The following is a 12,899-nucleotide window of genomic DNA, read 5'->3' on the forward strand; positions in this document are numbered from 1 at the left end:
CCCGGGCTACTTCAGCCCGGGAATGCCCTTGAACTTCGGCGAATCGGTCATGCAGAACTTCCACTCGCCGTCTTCTTTGCGCAGCGGAACGTTCGTGACCCCGGTGGACGAGCTGACGTTCACCGTCGCCCGATCTCCGTTGACGTCGATGTCGGTGATCTCGGCGCGTTTGGTCGAACCGGGCCCGGCGTCGCCGGCGCTGCCGCCCTTGCCGAACTTGCCCGCGATCGACGGCACCTTGTCGTAGAGCTTCACGTCGTTCGCGCAGGAGTGCGCCTTGAAATCGTCGAAGGTGTCGATCTGCGACGTCATCAGGTCGCGGATCTTCTCCTGGTCCGAGGACGACGCACCGTTCGTCACCTCGCCACCGCTGCTGGACGCCGTATCCGAGCTGGAGCCGGAGTCGGAGCGCGACATCACCAGGGCGAACACGACCCCGATCACGAGCACGACGGCGAATATCCCCGAACCGATGAGCGCCCACTTGCGGGTGTTGTTGGGCGGAGGCGGCGGCGGGAACCCGGGCTGTCCCGGGAAACCCGGCCCCATCGGGTAGCCGGGCGGCGGTCCGTAGCCCGGATATCCGTATCCGGGCTGGCCGTAGGTCGGCTGCCCATAGGCGGGTTGCCCATAGGCGGGCTGGCCGTAGGCCGGCTGTCCATAGGCCGGTGGGCCGTACGCAGGCTGGCCGTATCCCTCGGGCGGCTGCTGTGGCGGCTGCCAGGGCTGGGCGCCCGGATCAGAGCCGGACGGGGGATAGGTCATGTCTGCGCGCTCCCTGTGAACTGTGCTTGGTATCCAACGTAACACCAGCGCCACTACCCGAAATGCCAACCGCGGCCGGGTAAGTCACAGGTTCATCACTTCATGCCGGGCAGGTTCTGCAGCTGCTTCAGCTGCGGTGAGTCGGTGAAGCAGATCTTCCACTCGCCGCTCTCTTTGCGGAAGTAGAGCGTGCCGGACCGCTCCAGGCCGGTGCCCGACGTCGCGGTGACTTCGGCGGTGGCGGTATCCCCGGTCACGTTGACGCTGTCGACGGTCGCCTTGCCCTTGGCGCCGGTCGGATTGGTGCCAGTGCTGTCGGCGATGCCGGGGAACTTGCTGAAGAACTTCTGGTCGTTCTCGCACGCGCGTTCTTTGATCGACGACGGCCCCGAGCTCATCAGGCTCCGAATCTGGTCCTCGTCGGAGTTGCCGCCCAGTGCGCTGAGCCCACCGCCGGAATTCGAGACCAGGACCACGGCGAGCACGATGCCCACGACGATGATCGCCGCCAGCCCACCGATCAGCGCCCACTTCGGGCCGTTCGACTTGGGTTGCGGCGCACCGGGGAATCCCGGGCCCATCGGGTAACCCGGCGGCTGTCCGTACCCGGGCTGGCCGTAGGCCGGTTGACCATACGCAGGCTGACCGTACGCAGGTTGCCCATAGGCAGGCTGGGGCTGGCCGTATCCCGGCTGGCCGTAGCCGGCCGGCGGGTACCCGGGTGCCGGCTGCTGCGGCTGCTGCCACGGCTGGCCGCCTGGCTGGGGCCCGAGCGGGGGATAGGTCATGTCTGGTCGCTCCCTGTGAACTGTGCTTGCAGTCCAAGTTAACACCGCTGGGCCGTCTACCTCCGGAAACGCCGGTCAGCCTCGGGCGTTACTTCATCCCCGGCAGCTGCTGCAATTTCTTCATCTCGGGGGAGTCGGTCAGGCAGTACTTCCACTCCCCGCCTTCCTTGCGGAAATAGACGATGGCGGAGGCCTCACGCCCACTCTCGGCACGCGTGGTGACGTTCACGGTGGCGCGCTCGCCCGTCACGTCGACACTGTTGACGGTGACCTTCACATTGGGCTTGACCGGCGCCTTCTTACCGTCGGCGAGCCCGGGGAACTTGCTGAAGAACTTGTTGTCGGCTTCGCACCGGTGGTCCTTCAGCGCCGTCGGTTCGCTCATCAGGCTGCGGATCTGGTCCTCGTCCGAGTTACCGCCCAGTGCGCTGAGCCCACCGCCGGAGCCCGAGGTCCACACCACCACGCCGATCACGATGCCGATGACCGCGAGCAGGGCCAGCCCGCCGATCAGCAGCTTCTTGTTGTTGTTCGGGGTGGGCGCGCCGGGATAGCCGGGTCCCGGGGGAAACCCGGGTGCCTGGCCGTATCCAGGGCCCATCGGATACCCGGGCGCCTGCCCATAGCCGGGGGCCTGTCCATACCCGGGCGCCTGCCCGTAGCCGGCCGGCGGGTACCCGGGTACCGGCTGCTGGGGCTGCTGCGGTTGCTGCCACGGCTGGGGGCCCGGCGACCCGAGCGGGGGATAGGTCATTGTCTGGCGCTCCTTGTGAAGTGGTGCGTGAAGGCGAAACCGGCGGCGGCGAGCCGTGATCTCAGCGGGTTCCGGGCAGATTCTTGAACACGGGATTGTCGGTGGAGCAGAACTTCCACTCGCCGCCTTCTTTACGCAGCCAGAACGCAACCTGCGACGACCCCGGGGGTTTGACCGTGGCGCGGTCGCCCGTGACGGTGATGTCGAGGGCCCGCATGCTGTCCGCGTCACCTGCGACCTTCGGTATCTGCATGCTGCCGAATGCGCCGCCGCCTGCCTGGCCGAAGAACTTGCGGTCGTTGGCACAGGAGATCGATGCCATGTCGCCGCCACCGAAACTGGCCAGGAACTGGCGAATCTCATCCTCATCGGAACTGCCGCCACCCGACGACCCTGGCGTGGTGGCCTCGTCCGTCGGATCGGTGCTGCCCGCTGAGCCTTTGCGCTTGCCACTGGACTGGCTGCTCGCTGACGACTGGTCGTCGTCGGAGGAACCGGTAAGCGCGTAGATTCCGACGCCGCCGAGGACCAGCACCAGCACGACCGCGCCGGCGATCAGAATCCACTTGCCCGGACCGCCGGAGTTCGGCGGTGTGGCACCGGGATAGCCGTACGGCATCGGCTGACCGGGCATCGGACCGTATCCGGGCGGACCATATGCGGGATAGCCGGGAACAACCGGCTGGCCGCCGTACGGACCCTGCTGCGGGTACCCGGATGGTCCTGGATTCGGACCCGGGTATGGGTACGTCATGTGAACTCTCCCCCCGAGAGTGTTGCGTGAATTCATGACTTTACCTGGGGCCCAGCAGGGTTCCCGCCGGACATTGAGCGGCGGCGCGGTACAAATGTGCCATGACGGAACTGTGGGTCGAACGGACTGGGGTGCGCCGCTACACCGGGCACAGCTCGCGAGGGGCCGAGGTCCTCGTCGGGTCCGAGGACGTCGAGGGTGTCTTCACCCCGGGTGAATTGCTCAAGATCGCACTGGCGGCCTGCAGCGGCATGAGCAGCGATGCGCCGCTGCGGAGCCGACTCGGCGAGGACTACAAGACGACCATCCGGGTATCGGGGCCGCCCGACCGCGAGAACGAGGTCTACCCGCTGCTGCAGGAGTCCATGGAGTTGGACCTCTCGAGCCTGTCCGAGGATGAGGTCAAGCGCCTCAAGATCGTCGTCGAGCGGGCCATCGACAAGGTCTGCACGGTGGGCCGCACCTTGAAGGCGGGCACCGAGGTCACCTTCGGGTTCGCTGAGTGACCGAGGCAGTCCGGCTGTCGGCCTGGGTGCACGGTCAGGTGCAAGGGGTCGGGTTCCGCTGGTGGACCCGCGCCAGGGCACTCGAGTTGGGCCTCACCGGTTACGCCAGCAACAAGCCGGACGGCCGGGTGCACGTCGTGGCACAGGGCCCGCGCGCCGACTGCGAGCAGCTGCTGGCACTCCTGCGCAGCGGCACCACCCCGGGCACGGTGACGACCGTCGTCGACGACTGGGCCGCCGCAGGTGACCCGATCGACGGTTTTTCCGAGCGTTAGAAGCCCAGGGGTCCCCGGCATTTAACCGGCGCGACGGTAGGGTTTCACCCCATGCATCTGAAGAGTCTGACGCTGAAGGGCTTCAAGTCCTTCGCGTCGCCGACGACTCTTCGCTTCGAACCCGGTATCACGTGCGTGGTGGGGCCGAACGGTTCGGGCAAATCCAACGTCGTCGACGCCCTGACCTGGGTCATGGGCGAGCAGGGCGCCAAGACCCTGCGGGGCGGCAAGATGGAAGACGTCATCTTTGCCGGCACGTCGTCGCGGGCGCCGCTGGGCCGGGCCGAGGTGACGCTGACCATCGACAACTCGGACAACGCCCTGCCGATCGAATACTCCGAGGTGTCGATCACCCGCCGGGTGTTCCGCGACGGCGCCAGCGAGTACGAGATCAACGGCAGCAGTTGCCGGCTCATGGATGTGCAGGAACTGCTGTCCGACTCCGGTATCGGCCGCGAGATGCACGTCATCGTCGGCCAGGGCAAGCTCTCGGAAATCCTGGAATCGCGCCCCGAGGACCGTCGCGCCTTCATCGAGGAGGCCGCCGGTGTGCTCAAGCACCGTCGGCGCAAGGAGAAGGCGGTCCGCAAGCTCGACGCCATGCAGGCCAACCTGGCCCGCCTGACCGACCTGACCACCGAACTGCGCCGTCAGCTCAAGCCGCTGGGCCGGCAGGCCGAGATGGCGCGTCGCGCGCAGACCATCCAGGCCGATCTGCGCGATGCCCGGCTGCGCCTGGCCGCCGACGACCTGGTGACCCGACAGGCCGAGTTCGACGACACCAACCAGACCGAGACCGCGCTGCGGCGCGAGCACGGTGAGGTGGCCGAGCGCCTCGAAGCCGCGTCGGCCGAACTGGCCGGCCACGAAGCGGCGGTATCGGGCCTGTCCGGCCGCGCCGAGGCCGCGCAACAGACCTGGTTCCGGCTGTCGGCGCTCGCCGAGCGGGTCAGCGCCACCGTGCGGATCGCCACAGAACGCACCAACCTGCTGGACTCCGAGCCGGAGGTGTCGACCGGGCCGGACCCCGACGCACTGGAGGCCGAGGCCGAGGCCATCGCCGAGCACGAGGAACAGCTGCTCGCCGAACTCGCCGAATCGCGGACCCGGCTCGAGGCCGCTCGCGGCGCGCTGGCCGAATGCGAACGTGCGGCGGCCGACGCCGAACGCGCCCAGATGGCCGCGGCCCGTGCCGAAGCGGACCGGCGCGAAGGACTCGCGCGGTTGTCGGGACAGGTCGACACCATGCGTACCCGCATCGAATCGATCGACGAGAGGGTGCTGCGCCTGGCCGGCAGCATCGAAGAGGCAGCCGCCCGGGTCGAGCAGGCCAACGCCGAGTTCGAACTCGTGCAGAGCAAGGTCGGTGAGCTGGATGCCGGCGAGTACGGGCTCGATGAGCACCACGATCGGACCATCGCGGCCATGCGTCAGGCCGACCAGCGCGTCGACGAGCTGCAGGCGGCCGAGCGTGCTGTCGAGAAGCAGGTCGCTTCCCTGCGGGCTCGCATCGATGCCCTGTCGGTGACCCTCGACCTCAAAGACGGGTCGGCGTGGTTGCAGAAAAACCATGACGGCTCAGGGCTTTTCGGCTCGGTGGCCGAACTGGTCCGGGTGCAGCCGGGCCATGAGGCGGCCATCGCAGCGGTGCTGGGCGCCGCCGCCGACGCGCTCGCGGCCGAGAGTTTCGATGCCGCACGCGCCGCGGTGGACGCGCTCAAAAAGGGCGACGGCGGTCGTGCCGCCATTGTGCTCGGCGACTGGCCGGTTGAATCCTCCTCGCCGCGTGGGGGTTTGCCGTCCACTGCGCAATGGGCGCTGGACCTGGTCGACGTGCCGGCCCGGCTCTCGGGCGCGATGCACGCCATGCTGGCGCGGGTCGCGGTGGTCGCTGATCTGCCTGCGGCGCTGGAGCTTGTGGCTGCGCGTCCGGAACTGCGTGCGGTGACGGCTGACGGTGATCTGGTCGGCGCCGGCTGGGTCAGCGGCGGATCTGATCGCAAGCCGAGCGCCTTGGAGATCACCTCGGAGATCGAGAAGGCCCGCGCCGCGCTGATCGACGCCGAGCGTCAGACCAGTGAATTCGGTGCCGCGTTGGCGGGTGCGCTGGCCGAACAGTCCGCGCGTCGCGATGCCGTCGAACACGCGCTGGCCGCGCTACACGAATCGGACGCCACCATCTCGTCCGTCTATGAGCAGTTGGCGCGGTTGGGTCAGGAGGCCCGGACGGCCGATGCCGAATGGCAGCAGCTGATGGCCCAGCGCGACGAGCTGGAAGCCGGTCGCGGCCGCACTCTGGCCGAGCTGGCCGAGCTGGAGGACCGGTTCCACAACGCGCAGCAGGAGCCGATGTTCGACGTCGAGTTCGTCGACCGCTCCGAGACGACGGCAGCCGCCGAAGAGGCGCGTGCCGTCGAGGTCGAGGCCCGGCTCGCGGTGCGTACCGCTGAGGAACGTGCGAATGCCGTTCGCGGACGGGCAGATTCATTGCGCCGGGCCGCGGCCGCCGAGCGTGAGGCCCGGGTACGGGCGGCGCGTGCCCGCGAAGCCCGGGAGAACGCGGCAAAGGTCGCGGCCGCCGTCGCCGACTCCGGTCGGCTGGTTGCCGAAAAGCTCGCTGCCACAGTGGCTCTCGCGGCACGTAGGCGCGACACGCTGGCCACCGAGCGGGCTCAGCGCTCCGAGGGATTGACGCGGGTCAGGGCGGAAGTTTCCGAACTCAGTGCCCGCGCCGCGGCGCTGACCGAGGCGTTGCACCGCGACGAGGTCGCGAAAGCCCAAGCGGCCCTTCGTATCGAGCAGCTCGAGCAGCAGGCGCTGGAGCAGTTCGGTATGGCGGTTGCAGACCTGGTCGCCGAATACGGACCAGACGTGCCGCTGCCGCCGACCGAACTCGAGATGGCCGAGTACGAGCAGGCCAAGGAACGCGGCGAACAGGTCAGCGCGCCCACGCCGATGGCATTCGACCGGCCCACGCAGGAGCGTCGCGCGAAGAAGGCCGAGAAGGAACTGGCCGAGCTCGGCCGGGTGAATCCCTTGGCGCTGGAGGAGTTTGCCGCGCTCGAGGAACGCTACAACTTCCTGTCGACGCAGCTGGAGGACGTCAAGGGTGCCCGTAAGGACCTGATGGACGTCATCGCCGACGTCGACGAGCGCATCCTGCGGGTGTTCACCGAGGCTTACGCCGACGTGGAGGCCGAGTTCAGTCAGGTGTTCCAAACGCTGTTCCCTGGCGGCGAGGGCCGGCTGCTGCTGACCAACCCCGGCGACATGCTCACCACCGGCATCGAGGTCGAGGCCCGGCCGCCGGGCAAGAAGGTCAAGCGGTTGTCGCTGCTGTCGGGCGGCGAGAAGTCACTGACCGCGGTGGCCATGCTGGTGGCGATCTTCCGGGCCCGGCCGTCACCCTTCTACGTCATGGACGAGGTCGAGGCCGCGCTGGACGACGTGAACCTGCGTCGCCTGATCAGTCTGTTCGAGCAGCTGCGGGAGAAGTCGCAGCTGATCGTCATCACGCACCAGAAGCCGACCATGGAGGTCGCCGACGCGCTCTACGGCGTCACCATGCAGGGCGACGGCATCACGCAGGTCATCTCGCAGCGCATGCGCGGCCAGGAGTTGGTCTCCAGCCCGTCCTAGGGCGGTTGTCGGCGGCTCGAGGTTCAGTCGCCGACTCGACATTTTTGTGGCGCGTGTCGGACCCTGATGGCATAATCGAACACATGTTCGAACATTCGGGTATCGGGGTCGGCGGTGTGCTGGTCCACGATGTCGGCGTGGTCGACTTGATGACGCATTTTGCGCGGGTGGAAAACCAGTGCGCTGCGGGCCGGCTGACGGCCATCGCCGATCTGGTGATGTTGCGGGTCGATGATCAGGAGGGCCGGCAATGGTGGGCCTGTGATGGTTGGGATGCTGCGGTCGCTGAAGTCGGCGCGGCCCTGGGTCTCGGGAAGCGTGAAGCCTCGGGGCAATTGTCGATCGCGGTGGCGTTGCGGTTCCGGTTGCCGAAGGTGGCGGCGGTGTTCGCCGATGGTGGGGTGTCGGCGCGGACGGTGGGGGCGATCTGCTGGCGCACGCGTTTGGTGGAGGATCCCAACACCTTGGCCGTGATCGACGCCGCTCTGGCCGGAGCACTGTCGGAGTGGGCGGGGTTGTCCCGCAAGAAGATCGAAAAGAAGATCGACGGTTGGGTGCAGAAGTTCGACCCCGCCGCGGTATTGAAGGTGCGCTCAGCAGCCCGCCGCCGCGGAATCGGGGTGGGCAAACCGGACGATGAGACCGGGGTGGCCTCCATCTGGGGTGCACTCCTGGCTACTGATGCCGAACTGTTGGATCGGGTGCTGACCGAGATGGCCCGGCAGGTGTGCGACCAGGATCCGCGGACGTTCGGGCAGCGCCGCGCCGACGCCCTGGGCGTCCTCGCCGCCCGCGGGGACCGGCTGGCCTGCCAATGCGGTAATCCCGACTGCCCGGCGGCCGGACCCGACGCCCGGGCCACGGCGGTGATGATTCATGTGCTCACCAATGCGCTGCCGGTGCCGGTGGCGGATCCCCTGCTTAGCGGGGATCCGGCTGCGCCGTCGGTGCCCACGCCGGCCCCGCCTGCGCCTGAGCCGGTCTTCACGCCCGAGGCTGTGGCCGAGCCGGACTTCGCACCCGAACCCGAGCTGGCGAACGACCCGGCGCCGGCGCCGACACCCATGCCGATGTCCGACCCGGCGGCTGCGACCGATGCGGCGTCCACCGACACCCCGGCGCCTCCGGCAGCCGAACCGGCCGGCGACGTCGTGGCCACGTCGGCGCCAGCTGCCACGACCGCGCACAGCCCTGCGTCGGCGCCCTCGCCCGCACTGGCGCCTGCGCGGGTTCCCGCGCCGGTGCGCACACCCGTCGGCTACGTCCTGGGCGGCGGCGTGGTGCCGCCGGCGGTGCTGGCGGATCTGGTGGCCCGGGGCGCGAAAGTCCGCACCGTCGCCTCCGCCACTGATTTGGATGAGGTGCCGCGGTACCGCCCGTCGGTCGCGATGGATGAGTTCGTGCGGATGCGGGCGATGACGTGCATGTTCCCGGGCTGTGATCATCCGGCCACCGCCTCCGATATCGACCACACGGTGCCGTGGCCGGCCGGGCCCACCCATCCGGGCAACCTGAACCCCAAATGCCGCAAACACCACCTACTCAAAACGTTCTACGGCGGGCCCGGCGGGTGGCAGGACCGTCAACAACCCGACGGGACCATCGTGTGGACCGCACCGACCGGCCACACCTACATCAGCGTGCCCGAAAGCCGAATCCTGTTCCCCCGCACGATCACCGACACACCACTGCCCAATCCGCCACCAGATACCACCGATCTGGACACCGCAACGGCCCCCGGCCGGAACCTCATGATGCCCATCCGCCGCCGCACCCGCGCACAAGAACAGGCCCAGCAGATCACCTACGAACGCGCCCTCAACCAAGCCGACATCGACGCACTAGAGGCCGCCCGGGAAGCCTTCGTCCGCCAACGCAAAGAACGAGAAGAACGGGAAGCCCCCGGCCTGGCCGATGAGATGCCGGCATCGACCCAACAACACCCGCCCACTGAAAGCGACATCCCACCACCGCAGTGAGCGCCCGGACCGATCGATGTCGCTCTGGAGCCGATCGCACCACCCCGCGGGACGTCTGCCACGCGCGGCAGAACTTGGTGCGGCTGACAGAATGGCACGGTGTCGGAAGGTCTCTGGATCGCGATAGCGATCGTCGCTGTTCTCGTTGTCACCGCTCTGGTGGTCGGATTCGTCCGCTACCGGCGCAGCAGGATTTCGCTGTCGGCGCCGGAGGAGACTCCGAAGCTGGACCGTTCCGGCGGCTACACGGCGTCATCAGGCATCACGTTCAGTAGTTCGGACACCGCAGAGAAACTGCCGACCGTCGGGGACGACGCCGAGATTCCGCGGGACTCGCGCAAACGCACCATCGCCGATGTCCAGCTGCCCGAGCCGGAGGTCGTGGCCGAGCCGGAAGTGGTCGCCGAGCAGCCGGAAGTGGTTGCCGAGCCGGAGCCGACCGTTGCGCCAGAACCGGAGGCAGAGCCCGAGCCCGAACCGAAGGCAGCGCCCGAACCGGAGCCTGAGCTCGAGGTTGCCCCGCGCGACGAGATCGCGCCGACCGCGGGCCGGCTGGAGCGCCTGCGTGGCCGCCTGGCCAAGTCGCAGACCACGCTGGGCCGAAGCATGCTGGGCCTGCTGGGTGGCGGCGACCTCGACGAGGACTCCTGGGAGTCCATCGAAGACACCCTGCTGATCGCCGACCTGGGGCCTGTCGCCACCGAATCGATCGTCACCGCGCTGCGCAGCCGCATGGCCGAGGCCAATGTGCGCACCGAGGCCGACGTCCGCGCCGTGGTGCGTGAGGTGCTGATCAAGGAGCTGCGGACCGATCTGGACCGGTCCATCAAGGCGCTGCCGCACGCCGACAAGCCGTCTGTGCTGTTGGTCGTCGGCGTCAACGGCGCCGGCAAGACCACCACCGTCGGCAAGCTGGCCCGAGTGCTGGTCGCTGATGGCCGTCGCGTAGTGCTCGGCGCGGCCGACACCTTCCGCGCCGCCGCGGCCGATCAGTTGCAGAGCTGGGGCGCTCGCGTCGGTGCCGACACCGTGCGTGGCCCCGAGGGCGCGGACCCGGCTTCCGTGGCGTTCGACGCCGTCGACACGGGCATCGCAGCGGGCGCTGACGTCGTCGTGGTGGACACGGCGGGCCGGCTGCACACCAAGACCGGTCTGATGGACGAGCTGGGCAAGGTCAAGCGCGTCGTCGAGAAGCGCGCCAAGGTCGACGAGGTGCTGCTGGTGCTCGACGCCACCATCGGTCAGAACAGCCTGCCGCAGGCCCGGGTCTTCGCTGAGGTCGTCGACATCACCGGCGTGGTGCTCACCAAGCTCGACGGCACCGCGAAGGGCGGCATCGTGTTCCGGGTGCAGCAGGAGCTCGGCGTGCCGGTCAAGCTCGTCGGCCTCGGCGAGGGGCCGGACGATCTGGCGCCGTTCGAGCCCGCAGCCTTCGTCGACGCACTCCTGGGGTAAGTGAGCGCCTCCCGGACAGCCGTGAACACGGTTAAAACCCCCTATTTCGACCGAAGTAGGGGGTTTTAACGACTGCTCACAACGGGCCCGACGGCCGACGAAGAGGGCATTAACCGCGCCGAAACGTAACTGGTCGATCCGTTCACATACGTGAAACGCCCGCGCGCCGTCGGCGAAACAACCGATGCGCAAAGTTCTGGCCTAGGTCATCGGCATCTGCCTGTGACATGGGTTAAGGAGGAAGCGGCCAGTGGATGGATTCCCTATCTTGGGCACGCCGGACACCGGTGATACCGCATGGATGCTGGTGAGTTCAGCGCTCGTGCTGTTGATGACACCGGGTCTGGCGTTCTTCTACGGCGGCATGGTGCGCCGTAAGGGCGTGCTCAACATGATCATGATGAGCATCAGCGCCATGGGTGTCGTCACGGTGTTGTGGGTGCTGTACGGCTACTCGATGGCGTTCGGCAACGACAAGTGGAGCTTCGTCGGGGATCCCACGCAGTACTGGGGATTGAAGGGCCTGATCGGCGGCAACTCGCTCGTTGCGCACCTGCCCGCGGGAACCACTGCGGCGGTGCAGATTCCGCTCGCCGGGACCATTCCGCAGTTGGTGTTCGTGGCGTTCCAGTTGATGTTCGCCATCATCACCGTCGCCCTGATCTCGGGCGCGGTCGCCGACCGCCTCAAGTTCGGCGGCTGGCTGCTGTTCGCCGGCTTGTGGGCCACTTTCGTCTATTTCCCGGTCGCGCACTGGGTGTTCGCCTTCGACGGCATCACTGCCACGCACGGTGGCTGGATCGCCAACCAGCTCAAGGCAATCGACTTCGCCGGTGGTACCGCGGTGCACATCAACTCCGGTACGGCGGGCCTGGTGCTGGCCATCATCCTGGGCAAGCGCTCGGGCTGGCCCACCACTCCGATGCGGCCGCACAACCTGCCGTTCGTCATGCTGGGCGCCGGTCTGCTGTGGTTCGGTTGGTACGGCTTCAACGCCGGCTCGGCACTGACCTCTGACGGTGTCGCCGCGTCGACGTTCATCACCACCACCGTGGCTACCGCCGCCGCGATGCTGTTCTGGCTGCTGACGGAAAAGATTCGTGACGGTCACGCCACCTCCCTCGGCGCGGCATCGGGCATCGTGGCCGGCCTGGTGGCCATCACCCCGTCCTGCTCGTCGGTCAATGTCATCGGTGCGCTGGCGATCGGCGCGGGCGCCGGCGTGGTCTGTGCGCTCGCGGTCGGCCTGAAGTTCAAGCTGGGCTTCGACGACGCGCTCGACGTGGTGGGCGTGCACCTGGTCGGTGGTCTGTTCGGCACCCTGATGGTCGGCCTGGTGGCCACCAAGGAGGCGCCGGCCGCTGTCGCGGGTCTGTTCTACGGCGGTGGGTTCGATCAGCTGTGGCGTCAGGCCGTCGGCGCGTTCGCGGTGCTTGCGTACTCGGCGATCGGTACCGCTATCTTGGCCTTGATCGTCAAGTACACCATCGGCCTGCGCCTCGACCGCGAGGACGAGGCCAACGGTATCGACGAGGCCGAACACGCGGAAACCGCTTATGAATTCGCGTGATCGGGAAGGATTTACGGTGACATCCACGGGTACCGCGGTTATTTGGAAGGAATTGATCAAATGAAGTTGATCACGGCGATCGTCAAGCCGTTCACGCTCGAAGACGTCAAGACCGGTCTGGAGCAAATGGGAATCCTCGGGATGACCGTCAGCGAGGTGCAGGGCTACGGCCGCCAGAAGGGCCACACCGAGGTTTACCGCGGTGCTGAGTACTCGGTGGACTTCGTGCCCAAGGTGCGGGTCGAGGTCATCGTCGACGACGCGTCGGTCGACAAGGTCGTGGATGTCATCGTGCAGGCCGCGCGGACGGGCAAGATCGGCGACGGCAAGGTGTGGGTCACCTCTGTCGAAACCGTGGTGCGCGTCCGCACGGGTGAGCGGGGCAGCGACGCCATCTGACGTCGGCTGACCACC

General features: G+C 67.8%; 11 protein-coding genes. 7 read left to right on the forward strand and 4 right to left on the reverse strand.

Annotation, left to right across the window (positions count from 1 at the left end; translation table 11 throughout):
* Positions 1-6 precede the first annotated feature (6 nt).
* From ACJEIK_RS11775 to ACJEIK_RS11790, 4 genes are all read right to left on the reverse strand, one after another.
* On the reverse strand, positions 7-765 hold the full coding sequence (locus ACJEIK_RS11775; RefSeq protein WP_133425948.1) for a hypothetical protein: 759 nt from the start codon (positions 763-765) through the stop codon (positions 7-9).
* A 95-nt stretch (positions 766-860) separates the two neighbouring features.
* Positions 861-1,553, reverse strand: a complete 693-nt coding sequence (locus tag ACJEIK_RS11780; RefSeq protein ID WP_082934873.1) for a hypothetical protein — start codon at positions 1,551-1,553, stop codon at positions 861-863.
* A gap of 88 nt (positions 1,554-1,641) precedes the next feature.
* Entirely contained in the window at positions 1,642-2,307 is a 666-nt protein-coding gene (locus tag ACJEIK_RS11785) for a hypothetical protein (protein ID WP_064860442.1), read from the reverse strand.
* Positions 2,308-2,368: 61 nt separating this feature from the next.
* Positions 2,369-3,061 (reverse strand): hypothetical protein, encoded by a 693-nt coding sequence (locus tag ACJEIK_RS11790; protein ID WP_110767609.1) that lies wholly within the window; start codon positions 3,059-3,061, stop codon positions 2,369-2,371.
* A gap of 101 nt (positions 3,062-3,162) precedes the next feature.
* Between ACJEIK_RS11790 and ACJEIK_RS11795 the strand changes: the two genes are divergently transcribed.
* The 7 genes from ACJEIK_RS11795 (at position 3,163) to ACJEIK_RS11825 (ending at position 12,884) form a co-directional block, all read left to right on the forward strand.
* Positions 3,163-3,567: an OsmC family protein gene (locus tag ACJEIK_RS11795; RefSeq protein ID WP_064860441.1), complete on the forward strand. Its 405-nt coding sequence runs from the start codon at positions 3,163-3,165 to the stop codon at positions 3,565-3,567.
* Positions 3,564-3,842 carry an acylphosphatase gene (locus ACJEIK_RS11800; protein ID WP_061001521.1) on the forward strand — a complete coding sequence of 93 codons (279 nt, stop codon included), beginning with the start codon at positions 3,564-3,566 and terminating at the stop codon, positions 3,840-3,842. Before ACJEIK_RS11795 ends, ACJEIK_RS11800 begins: the two co-directional genes overlap by 4 nt.
* Positions 3,843-3,893: 51 nt before the next feature.
* Complete coding sequence (gene smc, locus ACJEIK_RS11805) at positions 3,894-7,481, forward strand: chromosome segregation protein SMC (protein ID WP_064860440.1); 3,588 nt, start codon at positions 3,894-3,896, stop codon at positions 7,479-7,481.
* 83 nt (positions 7,482-7,564) lie between these two features.
* The gene (locus ACJEIK_RS11810) at positions 7,565-9,460 is read left to right on the forward strand and encodes an HNH endonuclease signature motif containing protein (RefSeq protein WP_064860439.1); all 1,896 of its coding nucleotides are present in this window, start codon (positions 7,565-7,567) and stop codon (positions 9,458-9,460) included.
* Between the two features lie 99 nt (positions 9,461-9,559).
* Positions 9,560-10,915 (forward strand): signal recognition particle-docking protein FtsY, encoded by a 1,356-nt coding sequence (ftsY, locus tag ACJEIK_RS11815; protein ID WP_409431510.1) that lies wholly within the window; start codon positions 9,560-9,562, stop codon positions 10,913-10,915.
* Positions 10,916-11,165: 250 nt separating this feature from the next.
* Complete coding sequence (locus ACJEIK_RS11820; RefSeq protein ID WP_409431511.1) at positions 11,166-12,485, forward strand: ammonium transporter; 1,320 nt, start codon at positions 11,166-11,168, stop codon at positions 12,483-12,485.
* Positions 12,486-12,545: 60 nt separating this feature from the next.
* Complete coding sequence (locus tag ACJEIK_RS11825) at positions 12,546-12,884, forward strand: P-II family nitrogen regulator (protein WP_020103781.1); 339 nt, start codon at positions 12,546-12,548, stop codon at positions 12,882-12,884.
* Positions 12,885-12,899: the final 15 nt, after the last annotated feature.

The sequence above is a fragment of the Mycobacterium sp. SMC-16 genome (assembly GCF_046250085.1).
Lineage (GTDB): Bacteria > Actinomycetota > Actinomycetes > Mycobacteriales > Mycobacteriaceae > Mycobacterium > Mycobacterium phocaicum.